This window comes from Pseudomonas sp. PSB11 (genome assembly GCF_014596605.1).
In the GTDB taxonomy this organism is placed as follows: Bacteria; Pseudomonadota; Gammaproteobacteria; order Pseudomonadales; family Pseudomonadaceae; genus Aquipseudomonas; species Aquipseudomonas umsongensis.
Genome location: NZ_NOIO01000005.1, coordinates 251666 through 268552, shown reverse-complemented (window position 1 = coordinate 268552; position 16887 = coordinate 251666). Strand labels below are relative to the sequence as shown.

Below are 16887 nucleotides of genomic sequence, written 5' to 3'. Positions count from 1 at the left end.
CGGTGCAGCGCCGGTTGGCTGCACTTTTATAAAGCGCCATGTGCACCCAGGTGCACCAGTCGGTGGCGGCGTCGGGACTGGCGCCTGTACCGCGCCAGTCCCGACCGGGTTATCACTTGCCCAGCGGTGGCGTGCGCGGTGGAATCAAGCGCTTCGAACCACAGGCCTCGAACGCCGACGCCAGGCGCAGCAGGCTCGAGTCGTCATAGGCGCGACCGGCAAAGGTCAGCCCCACGGGCATGCCGATGTCCGGCATGACACCCATCGGCACGGTGACTGTCGGCACACCCAGGTGACGTATCGCGAGGTTGCCGTTGGCCACCCATACACCGTTGCTCCAGGCGATGTCCGCCGCTGCCGGATCAACGTCGGCATTGGCCGGGCCGACGTCGGCGACCGTCGGGAAAATCACTGCATCGAGCCCCAGTCGGTCCATCCACTGTTCAAGATCGATCTGGCGGGTCTGTTCCAGGCCGCGCAGGCCATCAGGCACCGTCGGGATCTGGTCCCACGGGGTAATGCCGCGCTCGGCCATGCGCACGTACTCGTCCATGCCGGCGGCCAGGTCGCCTTCGCGGTTGGGCAGGGTGCCCGGGTCGTGCGGGAAAATCAGTGGCCCATCGACATCCACCAGACGGTTCAATTTCGGATCGCCGTTGGCCTGCAGGAAATCGTCGAACGCCCAGGCCGTCAGGTCCCACAGCTCGTGATGCAGGAATTCCTTGGACACGATCCCGCGATTGAACACGGTCGGTGCACCGGGGCGATCGCCTTCACAGTTGGATACGAGGGGAAAATCGACCTCGACGACTTCGGCGCCGGCGGCCTGCAAGGCCTGGCGTGCCTGCTCCCAGAGCCCGATCACCGAAGGCCGGGTGTGGATGCGCTGCCCGGTCGGGCCGCCGATGCCAGGGGCTTCACTGGTGCCGGCTTCAGGGTCGGCGTTGATGTACATGCGCGGAACGCCCAGGCGCTTGCCGACCAGTGTCGCGGCATTGGCGGCCAGGTCCTGGTAAGACGCGGGACGCACCGAGGCGACGGGCGGAATCGGCACCCAGGGTTGCATGCGCCACAGGTCGCCGCGGGTGTCGGGGTCCTCGGCCACCACCACGTCAAGCACCTCGAGCAGGTCCGCCATGGTCCTGGCAAACGGCACGACGACGTCCATGGTCGGCGTCAACGGCCAGTTGCCGCGCACCGAGATCACGCCGCGTGACGGCGTGTAGGCACACAAGCCATTGTTGGACGCAGGGCCGCGACCGCTCGACCAGGTTTCTTCAGCCAGGCCGAAGGCGGCAAAACTCGCGGCGGTGGCCGTCCCTGCGCCGTTGGAAGAGCCCGAGGCGAAGGGGGCGGTGAGGTAGTCGGCGTTGTACGGGCTTTCTGCGCGGCCGTACACGCCACGCTGCATGCCGCCGTTGGCCATCGGCGGCATATTGGTCTTGCCCAGGCAGATGGCACCGCCAGCACGCAAGCGCTCAACGGTGAATGCATCGCGATAGGCGACCAGGTCCTTGAAAGCCGGACTGCCGGAGGCGGCGGTGAGCCCCTTGACCAGATAACTGTCCTTGGCCGTATAGGGGATGCCATCGAGCGGGCCCAGCGTTTGGCCCTTGGCTCGACGGGCATCGCTGGCCTGTGCCTCTTTCAAGGCGTCGGGGTTGCGCACCACCACCGCGTTGAGCGCGGTGGGCGTCTGGGGCGTGTCGTAGGCATCGATCCTGGCCAGATAAGCCTGGACCAGCTCAACGGCGGTGGTCTGGCCGGATTCGAGCGCGGCGCGCAGTTGGGCAATGGAAACTTCGGTGACTTCGATCATGCGGTGACTGCCGAGTGTTGATGGGGGATGCGCTGAGTGAGGCATCCGGGTACGCCCGTCATGTTAGCACCGCGCTCGTCGAAGTCAGCGATCGACTTGAAGACGCAGGCGCTGGTTCACCGGATTGAAACAGGTGCGCAAATGGTCGATGACCTGGTCGATCGAAGGCCCTTCAATGGCCGGTAGTTGCGAGTTCTCGCCAAATTCACGCCAGATGAACAGGGTCATTTCAGCGCCATCGGTCAGTGTACGCGCGGCGGCGCTGGTGCCGAAGTTTTCCAGCAGCCGGTAGCGCTCATCCTCCCAGAACTGGTCCTCGACCCACTGGTAGACCGGTATGTAATGAAAATGGATGGGGAAGCGTGGGTCATGGCCGAAGCGGCTGATATAGAGCCACTTGGGCTTCAACTCCGCTTGCAGGGTTTTCTGGATGCTGGCGAGCAGCACGCCCATCTCCACCAAGGCCTGCTCGGGCAGGTCGGACAGCGAATTGGCGTTGTGCCGGGTGCCCAGCACCAGATAGCCGGGGAGCGCCGAAGACATATGGTGGTTGAGGATCCAGTGGGCGGTTTCATGAATGATGAAACGGGGTGCGATGTCCATGGGTCTATGTCCGTTGGCGAAACTGCCGAAGGGGGCGAGTGGGGGTGGCCACGATCGATTCTAAATCCAGCATTGCGCGGTGCGATACGCTTTTTGCGCCGAGTCCATGAGCAGGGCCCACAGGGTTTATGGCACTGTGCCCTTCAGGTACTGGCAATGTAGGGGTAAACATTGCTCGCGACCACTGGACAAGGGTGTAGCAGGGTAATGCTTTGGTATGAGGCGGGCAGGGGCCGCCAGCCGAGCATGGCAACGGGTTTCACAGGTTCAGCTCGATCACATGGGCGGCATTGAATCGAGCATTTTCATTGACGCCCTCTTTGGCATAGCCCCGGGCATTGCAGATGACCCGGGTGTCGCCGATCCGGTAATCGAAGCTGCCATGGGTATGGCCATGCAGCCAAAGCGCGGGCTGCCACGCCTCGATCCGCGCCTGCAGGTCTGAGACGAAACTTGCGTTGATCGGCGAATCGGCGAACGCCGGGCTGATGCTCGACCGTGTCGGCGCGAAATGGGAAATCACCACCGTGGGGATGCCGGGGTCGGCGGCAAAACATTCTTCCAGCCAGGCGACCGTCTGCATGAACAGCATCTGGGAAAGGGCCGGCGTGAACAGGTCTGGGAAGTCAGGCGCAACCTTGATGCGGCTGAAGTCGCGGATCAGCCGGGTGGCCATGTCGATACCCTGCGCCCGATCTTCCGCTCGATCGAAGAGACGGTAGTCTGACCACAGGGTACAGCCCAGGAAGCGTACGCCGTGATGAACGTATGCGGTGCGTTCCAGGACGTGGATCGGAGTGCCTTGCGACAACCTGTGCAACTGCTCGTAGGTAGAGATCAGGTCACTGCCATAAAATTCGTGATTGCCCGCCACGTACAATACCGGCGCCGGGCTTGACCTGGCCCAGTCGATGGCCGCGGCCGGTCGGGAAATGTCACCGGCCAGGACCACGATATCGGCCTCCACAGCCGGGAATGGCATGGCGTCTACGGACAAGTGGATATCGGAAAGCAAGGCGATGCGCATGGAACGGTTCCTGACAGGATTGAACGTCGTCGGCTGGTTACTTGAGAGGATGACGCACCAGAATCGACTCGTCGATCCGGTCGATGGCGGTGACACCTGTCAAGGTCATCGCCACGCGCATTTCCTTGGCGAAAATATCCAGCATGTTTTCCACCCCGCGTTGACCATCGGCTGCCAGTGCATAAGCCATGGAGCGTCCCAGGAGCACTCCCTTTGCTCCCAGTGCCAACATGCGCACCACATCCAGCCCCGAGCGAATCCCCGAGTCGACCAGCACCTTGAGGTCATCACCGACCGCTTGCATGATGGGCGGCAAGGCTTGGGCCGTGGAGAGCACGCCGTCCAGCTGGCGTCCGCCGTGGTTGGAGACGACAATGCCGTCCGCGCCAAAACTGACCGCATCCCTGGCGTCCTCGGGGTCGAGAATTCCCTTGATGATCATCGGGCCCTTCCAGAAATCGCGAATCCACTCCAGGTCGCTCCAGCTGATCGAGGGATCGAAGTTGTTGGCCAACCAGCCGATGTAGTCCTCGAGCGTAACCGCCTTGCCCAGATACTTCGAGACATTGCCCAGGTCATGCGGGCGGCCCAGCAGGCCGACATTGAAGGCCCAGTCGGGTCGGGTCATGGCCTGCAGCATGCGCCGCGACGATGCATAGGGACCGGACATGCCCGAATGGGCATCGCGATAGCGCGCACCGGGCGTGGGCATATCGACCGTAAACACCAGGTTCTGCACGCCGGCAGCCTTGGCGCGCTCCAGCGCATTTCTCATGAAGCCCCGGTCCTTGAGCACATACAGCTGGAACCAGATGGGCTGCCGACTGTTGGCGCAGACTTCTTCGATCGAGCACACCGAGACAGTGGACAGGCACAGCGGGATGCCTTTTTTCTCGGCGGCCTTGACCGCCTGCACCTCGCCCCGGCGGGCGAACATGCCCGTCAGGCCTACCGGCGCCAACACGATGGGCATCGACAGTAGTTGATCGAACAGGGTGGTTTGCAGGCTCAATGCTTCGACGTTCTTGAGGATACGTTGGCGCAGGCTGACCTGCGTCAGGTCGGCGCTGTTGGCCCTCAGCGTATGCTCGGCATAGGCTCCGCCATCGATGTAGTCGAACAAAAAACGCGGGAGCTTGCGCCGCGCTGCCTCGCGATAATCGGATGCGGACGAAATGATCATATGGCCGATGCCTCGGGCTGATGAGGGACGGTGACGTCTGTCGAGCGTGAACGCAGATTAGCCCATGCAATCGCATCCCTGCAGAAAATGCCATTCAAACCTTTTGTGGCTGCAACATGGACGAAACATAACGCGCCTATGATCCGCCTCAACCAAAACTCAGGGAACGACCCATGAATCGGCCATCAAGAAGCCTGCGCAAACTGCTCGACGCCGTCGCCACCAACAATGAAGGCGCGGCGTTGGATGTGATGCGTGCAGCTGAACAGCTCAAGGACGAAGTGTTGCGCCAACGCTTGCTCAACCTGATTCATCGACTCAACCAGGACGCCATTGACTTGCGGATTGCGCGGGATGAGATTCAGGGGGGTGGGATCAAGTTGGCGTGAGGGGCGCCCGTCAACTTGCTGAAAGGGTGCCAGGGGGCAGCCGATCCAGGTCACGTCATCCGTCCACTCCTGGCGCAAGGTGGTCTCACCAAAGATGGCGTCAGCCGAAATGGTTGTTGGGTTGCCGAATTTTAGTAGCGAGCATGTCGAATCGTCGCACCGTCGCGATGGAAGTCAACGATGACACGGGGGAGCCTGACACCCCGCGGTGCCCTCAGGTTTTTCGTCGGAACGCCGCCCGGAGCATGCTCGCTCCTACAGGATTGCCCACTGCGCAGAACCGGATTTTGCAGGTATACCGATCCCCTGTGAGAGCGGGCTTGCCCGCGAAGGCGGCCTGACAGTCGACCAATCTCCCGCGGCTGTCCACGATCCAGGCAATATCTGTAGGAAGAATACGAGGCGACATCGCCCTGCCATTTCAAACGCCGTATGATGCGAGCCTCATTGTCGATAAGGACGTCGCCATGTCACCAAACAAGGCTTGCCCCGTCATCCTCTCCAGTACTATCGGGCCACGCATCCTTCTGTTCCGCCACCCCCTTGCGCCGGGCATTCACGCTTGGCCTCATGTACAGGAGAGTTGATGCATGAACAGATTCAGGATCCGCGAGCTGAACAGCATGGATGCGGACGCCTTGCTGGCCTTCGAAATCCACAACCGTGCATGGTTCGAATCGCATATTGATGCGCGCGACCCTTCTTTTTACTCATCGCAAGGCGTCGCCGAACATATCGAAGGCTACTTGTCCGGTTTTGCCATCGGCACCTGGCATCCGTTTGTTATTGAGGACGGCAGCGGAACAATTGTAGGGCGGGCAAACTTGAAAGGCATAAACCCATCGACCGGTTGCGCAGAGGTTGGCTATCGGATCGGTCGCGACGCCTGCGGGCAGGGCCTGGCGACACAGGCGCTCAGGCATCTGATCGAGCAAGCGCAGGCGCGTTGGCAACTGACGCAACTGGTGGCTTATGTATTCAAGGAAAATGTGGGCTCAAAAAAAGTGCTGTCCCGGTGCGGATTCAAGCTTGAACAACCCCGCAGCAACGAAGAACCGGAAGCCGAATGCCGATTCGTCCGCGCGCTTGTTCCAGACACTAATGCACAGTGATCGCCCAGGTGATGAACCCTGCAATGGCCGTGGTACAGGTCAAGGCGATAAGGAAAAGAATGTCGACCAGTTTTTCCAGGAAGTGATTGCGGTTCACGTTGCTGGTGCGCAACGCCCAGTAGGACAGCAGCGTGGTAATCAAATACAGGATGGCGTTTATCGCAAGAAAGTCATCACCCAGGGAGTCTTCACTTCTCAGCGTGGTAACCACCTGGAAAATACCGATGACCGTAATGCATACGCCCACCATGGCCGCTGAAGCGGTAAAGACATGCACGCAGATATCTTCATTCAAACTGACCGGCGATTTTTTTTCGTTCATGTCATTTCCCGTCAGCCAGCGCAGTGAGCCACTGGTTTTGCGCGAGACTTTTGCGCAGTGTAGAACAGGTCGGGTGACTGGCAAGTAGCTAGGAACCGCCGTTACAGCAATGAGATGAAATGAGCTTTTTCCCCAGGTAAATACCTTCATTCGGCGATTTTCGTCTGTCAGAGATGCCTTTCCTGGTTTTTCCAAGCGGCTGGTCGTCTACGCTGGATACACAAGCCTGCCACGTAAACTCATCCACCGGAGCGTGAAGACATGTCCGAACATTTTGACGTGGTGGTTGTGGGTTCTGGTTTCGGTGGATCGGTAATGGCCTACGAACTGGCTAAAGCCAAAATGAAGGTTTGCCTGCTGGAGCGTGGCCAGGCCTTTCCCCCAGGCTCTTTTCCGCGCAGCCCGCGTGAAGTGGCGCGCAATTTCTGGGACCCCAGCGAGCGTCTCTACGGCATGTTTGACCTCTGGTCATTCCGCAAGAGTGAGGCCGTGGTGGCGAGTGGGCTGGGCGGCGGGTCCCTGATCTACGCCAACGTGCTGATTCGCAAACCTGCGGCATGGTTCGAGCGTGACCTGGCGGGTGGGGCGCGGGGGCCATGGCCCTTGAGCTACACGGCGCTCGAACCGCATTACGAAGAAGTCGAGCGGATGCTGGGGGGGCAGGTGTATCCATCAAGCGATCTGCCGAAGGAGGCAACGACCAAGGCGCGAGCGTTCGCTGAGGCGGCTGCCAAGGTCGGGCTCAATCCATATTACCCATTGTTGGGCGTGTCATTTGCCAATCCAGGCAGACGGCCGGCCATGGGCGAGCCAATCAGGGAGACCGAGCCAAACCTGCACAACGCACCTCGTTCCACCTGCAGGCACTGCGGTGAATGCGATATTGGCTGTAACTATGGAAGCAAGAATTCACTCGACTTCAACTACCTCAGTGCGGCGAAACGCTTGGGTACGGATTGTCGAACGCTGTGCGAAGTGCGAAGTATCAGCCCGATCGATCACAGCGATCCCTCGCGAGGCTACGAGGTCTCATACGTTCGACACACACCTTTGGCTCAAATGCCTTCGAGTCATTTGCCCCTTGATGTGATGACCTGTGATCGGTTGATACTCTGCGCCGGGACGTTGGGGACAAGCTATCTGTTGCTCAAGAACCACCATCGCTTCCCGCGAATCAGCCACCTGCTTGGCAGCGGATACTCAACCAACGGCGACCTCCTGGCCTTTGTCATGCGCTGCCGCGACGGCACCTCCCGCCCGCCGCAACCACGCGTTCTCGATCCAAGCCGCGGCCCGGTAATCACGACGTCTGCACAAATCGACTTCGGCCCGGGGCGGGGAGGCATGATCCAGGACGCCGGCTATCCGGAGTTCGTCAACTGGTTGGTCGAAGCGAGCGACATGGGTGGAGTCATGCCGCGAGCGCTGCGGTTCGTCATCAACCGGATCCACGCATGGTGGTCGGCCAGCCCGCGCAGCGAGTTCGGTTTCGAGATAGCGAAGCTGCTTGGGCCAGCGGCGTTGAGTAGCAGTTCCCTCCCGCTACTGGGCATGGGGTGTGATAAGGCAGATGGTCGTCTGAGGCTGCGCAAGGCGCAACGCGGGAGCGCTTATCTGGATGTTGACTGGACGTCGCGCCACTCGGCCGAGTGCTTCGATACGCTGACCGAATGGTGTCGCAAGATCGCCGTGGAGATGGGGGGCACGCTCGCTTCAAATCCCTTGACCCGATATCTGCAACGCATCATTACCGTTCACCCGCTCGGTGGGTGTCCGATGGGCAAGGATGCCCACTCGGGGGTGGTCGGTACTGATGGTGAAGTCTTCCATTATCCCAATCTCTACATCGCCGACGGCTCGATCATGCCCGGCCCCGTCGGCGCCAATCCCAGTCTCACCATTGCAGCGATGTCGCGCCTCATTGCCCAGGGCATCATCGATCGCAGGAACGGTAGCAACACCCCGCAGGAGGGCCTGCGCCATGACCAATGACAAAGGTTCGGCCACGTCGTCACTGCAGTTTACCGAGACCATGAAAGGGTATGCAGGCGCAGGGCAGAAGGACTTCCAAAGTGGCTATGAAGCAGGTAAAGGCGTCTCGTCTTCTATCGCCTTTACGCTCACTATCAGCATTGATGACGTCGAGCGCTTCATAGACTCGCCTTTGCACCAGGCCGATGCGGCTGGTCACCTCAATTGTGGTTTGCTGGGTGGTCGTGTGCCTGTAGAGAGGGGGCGCTTCAACCTCTTCGTGGACAGTGTCGGTGATCGCCTGCGCAAAAAGATGTTGTACCGTTTGTTCGTGCGCAACCGGCAGAACGAGCCGTTGACGATTGCAGGTCATAAAGACATTTTCGATGACCCTGGTCCTGACCTGTGGTCAGACACGACGACCCTCTACGTGTCGATTCTCCGTGGGCACGTGGAACCGGCAGATGACTCGAAGGCTGATGTTGTTGCCGCAGGCATCATGCACCTGGGCGCGCTTGATTTCATGAAGCAGATGGCGACGTTTCGTTGTTTCGCCGCCACCAGGTCCAAGCGCTGGGCAGCGTTGGAACGCTTCGGTCGCTTCTTTCTGGGTAACCTGTGGGGCGTGTACGGTCGCCCCGATTTTTCGCTGACAAACACTCGGTACGAGCGGGAGATTGCGCTGTTCACCACAGAAGGCGTGCCGGATGCACAGTGCACCCACCACGCCATCACCACGGCCGATAAACTCGGATTGGGAATGCTCCGATTCACGCGTGCCGCGTGCGATGACGTGGTGCTGCTGATACATGGGCTGACCTCTTCCAGCGACATGTTCATCATGCCGGAGCACTACAACCTCGTCAGCTACCTGCTGGACCATGGGTTTACCGACATCTGGACGCTCGATGGCCGAATGAGCAATCGCTTGCCCTACAACTTGCTGCGGCACCGCTACACGATGGACGACGTCGCCCTGTTTGACTACCCGCCAGCGCTTGAGCGGATCAGGGAGGCGGTGGGGTCGTCGGTACGGATCCATGTCATTTGCCATTGTCTGGGGGCCGTGTCCTTTACCATGAGTCTTTTCGGCAAGGCTGTGACGGGTGTGAGCAGCGTTGTGGCCAATAGCGCGGCACTGACACCACGGGTCCCCGGCTGGTCCAGGGTCAAACTGACGATCGCGCCGTTCGTGACCGAGTACATTTTGGGGATGACCTATCTGGACCCTTTGTTCAGTGAGCGACCAGGGCTGACCCTTGGCAAGATCATGGGCAAAGTCACGAGCTGTTTTCACCGCGAGTGCGATGTACCTGCGTGCCATATGCTGAGTCTCATGTGGGGTGCCGGCAGCCCGGCGCTCTACAACCACAAGAACCTCGCAGACATCACCCACCGGCGCGGGGGCGACCTCTATGGCCCGACGAGTGTGCATTACTACCGCCATGTGCTGAAGATGGTGAAAGCGGACAACACCGCAGTCAAGTATGACCCATTGAATACAGAGCACAGCGCGTTACCCGACAACTACATGGCGTATGCTCACGAGATTGAAACACCTGTCCTGTTCATGACGGGCCAGGAGAATCATGTGTTCAGTGATTCCAACATCCTCTGCCATGCCAGGCTCGAGCAGAGGGTGCCAGGCCGTCATCAACTGCGCGTCATTCCAGGGTACGGGCATCAGGACGTGTTCATGGGCACCCATGTTGATCGCGATATCTTTCCCCATATTCTTGAGTTCCTGACTGCCAATGCTCGTCCGGTGCGGGACTCGAAGGAACAGGCAGAATTTAGCTCGCCAGTGTGTTATCAGAGTGATTTCCCTGATTATTAGGCCTGTAAATCAGAGCGATTCATTGCTGGCAAAGGTCTGATCGACCAACCGTATGCTGTCGCGTCCGCCACGTTTGGACTGGTAAAGCGCCGCATCGCCTTGCTCGATCAATGCCGCGAGGCTCGCTGGCGGATGGTCGAACAGGTTGGCGCCGATGCTCAGGGTCACAGCGGCAGGGGTGGCAAACGTTTGTGCGGCAGCGCGGTGAAACTGCTCACGCAGCGCGTTGCCCAGCCCGACGATTTGCGCATTCGATGCATTGCGCAGCAGGATCACGAATTCGTCACCACCCAACCGCGCCGCCAGTGCGCCTTCAGGCAGGATCGAACGGATCATCTCGCTCAGCGTGATGAGCAGGCGGTCGCCAGCCAGATGGCCATAGAGGTCGTTGACCTGTTTGAAGTTGTCGATATCGATCAACAGCAAGGCACCGGGTCTTGCCGTGGAGACGTTATCGAGCAGGCGCGCTGCTCGCACTTCGAGGGCGCGGCGGTTGTACAGGGCGGTCAATGGATCACGGGCGGCCAGCCGGGCTATGCGCTTCTCGCGCCTGTAGCGTTCGGTACCGGTCATGGACAAGGCGATCAGCATGATCGCCATCGCGCCCTCGACCAGGGAAATCTGAATGATCTCGCCACGAAACGCGGCAAGATCGATCAGCGTGCCGGGAACGATGGCGGTGATCGACTTGGCCAGATAGAACAGTCCATGGACCAGCAGCACATAGCGCAGTTGCACCGCCCCCACGCTCAACGACTTGCCATGGGGACGCAGGAGGAAACTGGCCCTGAGTGTCACCAGGGCCACCAGCAGCGAATTGGCCAGCAGCATGACCTTCGACCACGACGGCTCGTCGGGCAACAACAGCAAGGCCACCCAGGCGACGAAGATCAGGTACCAGGCACGCGAAAGCCGCGTCTGCGTGAAGCGCGCGACGCCCAGCAGGAAACACCAGTGGGCCACCACCAGCAGGCCATTGGCGAACCAGATACCGACCAGCAGAAGGCCGGCCCCGCGCAGCAAGGCGAGGGTCGACCCCAGGGTGATGGTGGCGAAACCCGCGCTCCAGAACAGCAGCGAGGGTTCGCGAATGCTCCGCCATTCGATCGCCAGGTACAGCGCGGCGGCGGCTGCAAGGGCGATCGAAATCGTCAACATCGTGGGAGGGTCGAGCGCCATAGCCTGAAAAACCTTTCTGATCTGCGATGAAAGGCGTGATTGTAAAGGCTGGGCTGGTTTTTCGCAGATCCCGACGCATTGAAAAAGCTGCTGCGGGATCCCACGCTGCGCATTAATGATTCAGCGGGCCTGCCAATCGCGCATCCATTGCAAGCCTTCGCTGGTGTTGCCGCGCGGCCGGTACTCGCAACCCACCCAACCGCTGTAGCCCAGCTTGTCAATCAGCTCGAACAGGTAGGGGTAATACAGCTCGTTGTGCAGGTCCGGTTCGTGGCGATCCGGCACACCCGCGATCTGGATATGGCCGATGCCGGCGATATCCCGACGCAGCTTCGTCGCCACGTCACCTTCCACGATCTGACAGTGGTAGATGTCGAACTGGACCTTGAGATTGTCCCGGCCGACGGCTTTGCAGGCTGCCTGGGCCTGATGCTGGTGGTTGAGGAAAAAGCCCGGCATGTCGCGGGTGTTGATCGGCTCCAGCAACACGGTGATGCCGACTTTGGCCGCTTGCGTGGCCGCGTGGCTGAGGTTTTCCAGGTAAGTCTCATGGTGTCGGGCACGGTCTGCTTCGTTCGCCAGCAGTCCGGCCATCACGTGGATGCGGTCATTGCCCAGGATCGCGGCATATTCCAGGGCCTGGTCGAAACCTTCGCGAAACTCCGCTTCACGGCCAGGCAAGGAGACGACCCCTCTTTCGCCTGCCGCCCAATTGCCGGGCGGGGCGTTGAACAGGGCCTGGACCAGGCCGTTGTCGTCCAATCGTTGTTTAAGTTGTTGCGCGCTGTAGTCGTAGGGGAACAGGTATTCCACCGCCTGGAAACCATCGGCGGCGGCCGCGGCGAAGCGGTCGAGAAAATCGTGCTCCGGGTAGAGCATGCTGAGGTTGGCAGCGAAACGAGGCATGGTGACTCCTGAAATCGAAATTATTGTAGGAGCGAGTTTACTCGCGAAAAACCTGAGAGCGCTGTGGGGTGTCAGGCTGCCCGCATAATCGTTGGCGTCCATCGCGAGCAAGCTTGCTCCTACAGGTACCGCGTAGTTCTTGTGGGAGCGAGCCTGCTCGCGAAGAGCTTGAGAGCGCTGTGGGGTGTCAGGCTGCCCGAGTTATCGTTGTCGTCCATCGCGAGCAAGCTTGCTCTTACAGGGGTTACCACTGCACGCCAAAGACTTCGCGCAGTTCATCCAGTGCGGCCTGGTCGAGCGGGGCCGGCCTGGGGTTGCTCATCAGCCAGAGGCGTGCCGTTTCTTCCAGCTCTTCCAGGGCATAGCTGGCCCGCGAGACCGAGCTTTCCCACACCACCGGCCCCAGTCGCTCGAGCATGACCCCACGCACGCTGGTGGCCAGTTGCGCCACCCGCTCGGCTACCTTCGGCGAGCCGGGACGTTCATAGCCGATCAACGGGATATGCCCGACCTTCATCACCTGATAGGGCGTCAGCGGCGGCAGGATGTCATCCTGCTGCCAGACCCCGGCCAGCGTCAACGCCACCAGGTGCGTGGAGTGCGTGTGCACCACGCCGCCGACCCCCGGGTTGCGATCATAAACCTCCCGGTGCAAGGCCAGGGTCTTCGACGGTTTGTCGCCGCTGACCCATTCCCCTGCCAGGTTGACCTTGGAGAGGGCGGCCGGATCCAGGCGGCCCAGGCACGCGTCCGTGGGCGTAATCAGCCAGCCATCGTCGAGCCGGGCGCTGATGTTGCCGGCACTGCCTACTGTGTAGCCACGGCTGTACAACAGGCCGCCTACGTCACAGATTTCTTCGCGCAGGGCGTTTTCGTTGCTCATGCTTGAACTCCCGCCAAGTGTTTCAGAGCCTTGGCGAAGAAGTCAGGGCCACCGAAGTTGCCGGACTTGAGCGCCAGGGCCAATGGTTCCCCAGGCGTGCTGACGCAAGCGGGCACCCCCGGATCAATTTGCGCACCGATCTGCAACAGCTGGATATCCAGCGCTTGCACCACGGCCCCGGAGGTTTCCCCGCCGGCGACCACAAATCGCCGCACACCGGCCTGGCGCAGCCCGCTGGCTATCTTGCCCATGGCCTGCTCGAGCATATTCCCCGCGCGCTCGGTACCCAGTTCACGTTGTACGGCCTTGACCTCATCCGGGGAGCTGGTGGCGTAGATCAGCACCGTTTCCGCCGTGTCAGCGACGAAGGCCAGTGCCTGTTCGATGACCGACGCTCCCGCCGCCAAGGCCAAAGGGTCGATCCGAAAGGCTGGGCGACCGGCCTGCAGCCAGTTCGCCACTTGCCCGTTGGTGGCTTGCGAAGCGCTGCCCGCGAGCACCACTTCGCCACCGTCAACCTTAGGCACTAGAGCGGCGTCCAGGTCGCGCAGTTTACCCGCCCGACGGAAGTTGTCCGGTAAGCCCAGCGCCAGTCCCGAACCGCCCGTCAGCAGGGCAAGACCGGCGCAGGCTTCGCCCAATAGATGCAGGTCTGCATCGGACACGGCATCGGCGATCGCCATGCGCACACCCTCGGCGCGAAGCTGCGTCATGCGGGCGCGAATGCTCCCCACGCCCCTGGACACCGTGTCATGGCGCAACAGGCCGACTTTGCCCTGACTCTGCGCTTGCAGCACCCGAACCAGGTTCGCGTCGGTCATCGGTGTCAGCGGGTGATGCTGCATGCCCGACTCGCTGAGCAACTGGTCCTGCACGAACAAATGCCCACGAAAGACCGTGCGCCCGTTTTCCGGGAAGGCGGGGCAGGCCAGGGTGAAATCACTGTCCAGCGCTTCCAGCAAGGCTTCGCTCACCGGGCCGATGTTGCCGTCAGCGGTCGAGTCGAACGTCGAGCAGTACTTGAAGAAAATCTGTTCGCAGCCACGTTCGCGCAGCCAGCGCAGCGCTTCGAGCGACGCCTCAACGGCGTCGGCGGCCGGCACGGTGCGAGACTTCAGGGCGATGACGATCGCATCGGCGTCGAGGTGTTCGGCAACCTCGGCGCCGGGTATGCCGATGCTTTGCACGGTGCGCATGCCGCCGCGCACCAGCATGTTGGCAAGGTCCGTGGCACCGGTGAAATCGTCAGCGATGCAGCCCAGCAGAGGGCGGGCAGGGGCATTCAACATGTCGGGTTCCTCATCCGGGCAGATAATCAGTCATGTACTGCTTGATCACAGCGCGCAAATCTTCATCTGCGGTGAAGCCCAGGTCCCGGGAATAGGTGGCACAGAAGGACCCCGGCCACGAACCGACGATGCGCTCGATCGCCGGATTGCGCTCCAGGCTGATCCGCGCGGCCACTTCCGTACCAGCGACCTCGCGCAGGGCATCGATCATCTGTTCGACGGTAATCGACAGGCCCGGCATGTTGATCACCCGACCCTCGGTCATCTGCTCGCCGGCCAGTTCATGGCCATGGATCAGGTTGGCGATCGCTTGCGCTGGCGACATCAGCCAGAGCCGCGTATCGAGGGGTACCGGACACACGCTGGATTGGCCATTGAGCGGTTCGCGGATGATCCCGCTGGCGAAGCTGGAAGCGGCCAGGTTGGGTTTGCCCGGGCGCACCACGATGGTCGGCATGCGCAGGCTGCGGCCATCGACAAAACCGCGCCGGCTGTAGTCGGCGAGCAGCAGGTCGTTCATCGCTTTTTGCGTGCCATAGGAACTCTGCGGTGCCCACACCTGATCATCGCGCACGCGTTCCGGCAGTTGCCCGCCGAATACCGCGACGGAGCTGGTCATCACCCATTTCGGGCAGGTGCCGAGCAGGCGAATGCGTTCGAGCATGTTCTGGGTCGCGGTGAAGTTGATGCGCATGCCCAGTTCGAAGTCGGCCTCCGCCTGGCTGGAAACCACCGCCGCCAAATGGAAGATGCTGTCGGTGCTGGCGTCGATAAGGCTGTCCAGCACTTCAGGGTTGGCGATGTCGCCACACACCACCGTTACCCGAGGATCATCGATGCCCTCGAGCGCGACCATATCGAAGGCGACGATTTGCCCGATGGGCTGGGGCTGGCCTGCACGGTCGGTGAGCGAGCCGCGCAGCAGCAGGGCTTCGATCAGACGGCGGCCAAGGAAGCCGGCTGCACCGGTCACGAGAATTTTCATGAGTTGCTCCAAACGTCAGCGGTTGACGAGTTTTCCGGGAATTTTGAAGACCAGCAGGGCGCCGAGGAACAACGCGCTTGCCATCACATACATGCCGATCGTGGTGCTGTGGGTGGTGTCCTTGAGGAAGCCCATCAGGTACGGCGAGACGAAGCCCGCCAGGTTGCCCCAGGAGTTGATCAGGGCAATGCCGGCGGCTGCGGCGGTGCCGCCGAGGAAGGCCGTTGGCAGGCTCCAGAACAGCGGCAGGGTGCTCATGGCCCCCATGGAACCCAGGGTCAGGCCGATCATCGAAATCGTGAAGTTGTCGCTCCAGGTGGCAGAGATGAACAGGCCGACACCGCCCAGCACCGCAGTCAGCGCCAGGTGCCAGCGACGCTCGCGCAACCGGTCGGCGCTACGCGACACCAGGATCATGGTCATCGCGGCGGCGGCATAAGGGATGGCGGTGAGCATGCCGACCTGCAAGACATCGCTGACGCCGGCCTGGCGGATCAGTGTCGGCAACCAGAAGCCCACGGTGTAGAAGCCAGCAATCATGCAGAAGTAGATGCCTGTCAGCAGCCAGATGCGCGGCTGCAGGAACACCTCTTTGAGGCTGTGGGTTTGATGGCCAGCGGTTTCGGCGTCGATACGGGTCTGCAGCAGGGTTTTCTCTTCCTGGGTGAGCCAGCCGGCACTGGAGATGCGGTCGCTGAGACAGAAGATCACTAGGATGCCGACGGCAATCGAGGGCAGCCCTTCAAGGAAGAACAGCCATTGCCAGCCGGCAAACCCATGGTCACCGTTGAAGGCGCTCATGATCCAGCCGGACAGGGGCGCACCGATCAGTCCCGAGAGCGGCACGGCCGTGGCGAACAGGGCGTACATCTTGCCGCGGCGATGGGTCGGGAACCAGTAGGACAGGTAAAGGATGACGCCCGGGTAGAACCCGGCCTCGGCGATGCCCAGCAGGAAGCGCATGATGTAGAAGGACATCGGCGTACTGACCAGGGCCATGGCCGAGGAGATGATGCCCCAGGTGATCATGATGCGCGCGATCCACAACCGCGCACCGACACGATGCAGGATCAGGTTGCTGGGAATTTCCACGAGGAAATAGGCAATGAAGAAAATCCCTGCGCCGAGACCGTAGACGGCTTCGGAAAATTGCAGATCGTCGGACATCTGCAATTTGGCGAAACCCACGTTCACCCGATCCAGATAAGCGACGAGGTAGCACAGCAACAACAACGGCAGGATCCGCCACGCGGCTTTGCGATATGCAAGGTCCTCGAAGCGATCGGCGGGCGCGATGGCACCGGTTTGAATCACAGATTCAGTCATGTGTTTCCCCCATCCTTATTTTTGTAGTGGGTGACGTTGTTTTTATCGGACTTACA

The 16887-nt window shown here is 61.0% G+C and carries 15 protein-coding genes; 4 read left to right on the top strand and 11 right to left on the bottom strand.

Features of this window, described 5'->3' with window-relative positions; translation table 11 throughout:
- Nucleotides 1–112: 112 nt before the first annotated feature.
- From CGA21_RS09410 to lldD, 4 genes are all read right to left on the bottom strand, one after another.
- On the bottom strand, nucleotides 113–1819 hold the full coding sequence (locus CGA21_RS09410; protein WP_188264075.1) for an amidase: 1707 nt from the start codon (nucleotides 1817–1819) through the stop codon (nucleotides 113–115).
- Nucleotides 1820–1903: 84 nt separating this feature from the next.
- Nucleotides 1904–2422, bottom strand: a complete 519-nt coding sequence (locus tag CGA21_RS09405; protein ID WP_020800054.1) for a hypothetical protein — start codon at nucleotides 2420–2422, stop codon at nucleotides 1904–1906.
- A 259-nt stretch (nucleotides 2423–2681) separates the two neighbouring features.
- Complete coding sequence (locus tag CGA21_RS09400) at nucleotides 2682–3449, bottom strand: metallophosphoesterase (protein ID WP_188264074.1); 768 nt, start codon at nucleotides 3447–3449, stop codon at nucleotides 2682–2684.
- A gap of 37 nt (nucleotides 3450–3486) precedes the next feature.
- Nucleotides 3487–4632 carry an FMN-dependent L-lactate dehydrogenase LldD gene (lldD, locus tag CGA21_RS09395; RefSeq protein WP_188264073.1) on the bottom strand — a complete coding sequence of 382 codons (1146 nt, stop codon included), beginning with the start codon at nucleotides 4630–4632 and terminating at the stop codon, nucleotides 3487–3489.
- Nucleotides 4633–4805: 173 nt separating this feature from the next.
- On the opposite strand from lldD, the gene CGA21_RS09390 reads away from it, so the two are divergent.
- Nucleotides 4806–5021, top strand: a complete 216-nt coding sequence (locus CGA21_RS09390; protein ID WP_110751179.1) for a hypothetical protein — start codon at nucleotides 4806–4808, stop codon at nucleotides 5019–5021.
- A 590-nt stretch (nucleotides 5022–5611) separates the two neighbouring features.
- Nucleotides 5612–6133, top strand: a complete 522-nt coding sequence (locus CGA21_RS09385; protein ID WP_188264072.1) for a GNAT family N-acetyltransferase — start codon at nucleotides 5612–5614, stop codon at nucleotides 6131–6133.
- On the opposite strand, the gene CGA21_RS09380 is transcribed toward CGA21_RS09385, so the two are convergent.
- A complete protein-coding gene (locus tag CGA21_RS09380) occupies nucleotides 6120–6455 on the bottom strand; it encodes a hypothetical protein (RefSeq protein ID WP_110751187.1) in 336 nt (111 codons plus the stop codon). The genes CGA21_RS09385 and CGA21_RS09380 overlap by 14 nt on opposite strands.
- A gap of 261 nt (nucleotides 6456–6716) precedes the next feature.
- Here CGA21_RS09380 and CGA21_RS09375 point away from each other — a divergent pair, with 261 nt between their 5' ends.
- Both CGA21_RS09375 and CGA21_RS09370 read left to right on the top strand, forming a co-directional pair.
- Entirely contained in the window at nucleotides 6717–8447 is a 1731-nt protein-coding gene (locus CGA21_RS09375; RefSeq protein ID WP_110751189.1) for an FAD-dependent oxidoreductase, read from the top strand.
- Nucleotides 8437–10263, top strand: a complete 1827-nt coding sequence (locus CGA21_RS09370; RefSeq protein WP_110751191.1) for an alpha/beta fold hydrolase — start codon at nucleotides 8437–8439, stop codon at nucleotides 10261–10263. The genes CGA21_RS09375 and CGA21_RS09370 overlap by 11 nt, the downstream gene beginning before the upstream one ends.
- A 9-nt stretch (nucleotides 10264–10272) precedes the next feature.
- On the opposite strand, the gene CGA21_RS09365 is transcribed toward CGA21_RS09370, so the two are convergent.
- The 6 genes from CGA21_RS09365 to CGA21_RS09340 all read right to left on the bottom strand — a co-directional run bounded on the left by CGA21_RS09365 (nucleotide 10273) and on the right by CGA21_RS09340 (nucleotide 16831).
- On the bottom strand, nucleotides 10273–11442 hold the full coding sequence (locus CGA21_RS09365) for a GGDEF domain-containing protein (protein ID WP_188264071.1): 1170 nt from the start codon (nucleotides 11440–11442) through the stop codon (nucleotides 10273–10275).
- 120 nt (nucleotides 11443–11562) lie between these two features.
- Nucleotides 11563–12348: a 2-oxo-tetronate isomerase gene (gene otnI / locus CGA21_RS09360; RefSeq protein ID WP_188264070.1), complete on the bottom strand. Its 786-nt coding sequence runs from the start codon at nucleotides 12346–12348 to the stop codon at nucleotides 11563–11565.
- A gap of 244 nt (nucleotides 12349–12592) precedes the next feature.
- Entirely contained in the window at nucleotides 12593–13231 is a 639-nt protein-coding gene (locus tag CGA21_RS09355; protein WP_110751195.1) for an aldolase, read from the bottom strand.
- Nucleotides 13228–14520, bottom strand: a complete 1293-nt coding sequence (otnK, locus tag CGA21_RS09350) for a 3-oxo-tetronate kinase (RefSeq protein ID WP_188264069.1) — start codon at nucleotides 14518–14520, stop codon at nucleotides 13228–13230. The genes CGA21_RS09355 and otnK overlap by 4 nt, the downstream gene beginning before the upstream one ends.
- 10 nt (nucleotides 14521–14530) lie before the next feature.
- Nucleotides 14531–15505, bottom strand: a complete 975-nt coding sequence (gene denD / locus CGA21_RS09345) for a D-erythronate dehydrogenase (protein WP_110751199.1) — start codon at nucleotides 15503–15505, stop codon at nucleotides 14531–14533.
- Nucleotides 15506–15520: 15 nt separating this feature from the next.
- Nucleotides 15521–16831 carry an MFS transporter gene (locus CGA21_RS09340; protein ID WP_188264068.1) on the bottom strand — a complete coding sequence of 437 codons (1311 nt, stop codon included), beginning with the start codon at nucleotides 16829–16831 and terminating at the stop codon, nucleotides 15521–15523.
- Between the last annotated feature and the right edge of the window lie 56 nt (nucleotides 16832–16887).

What these genes read in the sequence shown, in the direction of transcription:
- CGA21_RS09410 (WP_188264075.1), bottom strand. Translation starts at nt 1,819, where the DNA reads ATGATCGAAGTCACCGAAGTTTCCATTGCCCAACTGCGCGCCGCGCTC.
- CGA21_RS09405 (WP_020800054.1), bottom strand. Translation starts at nt 2,422, where the DNA reads ATGGACATCGCACCCCGTTTCATCATTCATGAAACCGCCCACTGGATC.
- CGA21_RS09400 (WP_188264074.1), bottom strand. Translation starts at nt 3,449, where the DNA reads ATGCGCATCGCCTTGCTTTCCGATATCCACTTGTCCGTAGACGCCATG.
- lldD (WP_188264073.1), bottom strand. Translation starts at nt 4,632, where the DNA reads ATGATCATTTCGTCCGCATCCGATTATCGCGAGGCAGCGCGGCGCAAG.
- CGA21_RS09390 (WP_110751179.1), top strand. Translation starts at nt 4,806, where the DNA reads ATGAATCGGCCATCAAGAAGCCTGCGCAAACTGCTCGACGCCGTCGCC.
- CGA21_RS09385 (WP_188264072.1), top strand. Translation starts at nt 5,612, where the DNA reads ATGAACAGATTCAGGATCCGCGAGCTGAACAGCATGGATGCGGACGCC.
- CGA21_RS09380 (WP_110751187.1), bottom strand. Translation starts at nt 6,455, where the DNA reads ATGAACGAAAAAAAATCGCCGGTCAGTTTGAATGAAGATATCTGCGTG.
- CGA21_RS09375 (WP_110751189.1), top strand. Translation starts at nt 6,717, where the DNA reads ATGTCCGAACATTTTGACGTGGTGGTTGTGGGTTCTGGTTTCGGTGGA.
- CGA21_RS09370 (WP_110751191.1), top strand. Translation starts at nt 8,437, where the DNA reads ATGACCAATGACAAAGGTTCGGCCACGTCGTCACTGCAGTTTACCGAG.
- CGA21_RS09365 (WP_188264071.1), bottom strand. Translation starts at nt 11,442, where the DNA reads ATGGCGCTCGACCCTCCCACGATGTTGACGATTTCGATCGCCCTTGCA.
- otnI (WP_188264070.1), bottom strand. Translation starts at nt 12,348, where the DNA reads ATGCCTCGTTTCGCTGCCAACCTCAGCATGCTCTACCCGGAGCACGAT.
- CGA21_RS09355 (WP_110751195.1), bottom strand. Translation starts at nt 13,231, where the DNA reads ATGAGCAACGAAAACGCCCTGCGCGAAGAAATCTGTGACGTAGGCGGC.
- otnK (WP_188264069.1), bottom strand. Translation starts at nt 14,520, where the DNA reads ATGTTGAATGCCCCTGCCCGCCCTCTGCTGGGCTGCATCGCTGACGAT.
- denD (WP_110751199.1), bottom strand. Translation starts at nt 15,505, where the DNA reads ATGAAAATTCTCGTGACCGGTGCAGCCGGCTTCCTTGGCCGCCGTCTG.
- CGA21_RS09340 (WP_188264068.1), bottom strand. Translation starts at nt 16,831, where the DNA reads ATGACTGAATCTGTGATTCAAACCGGTGCCATCGCGCCCGCCGATCGC.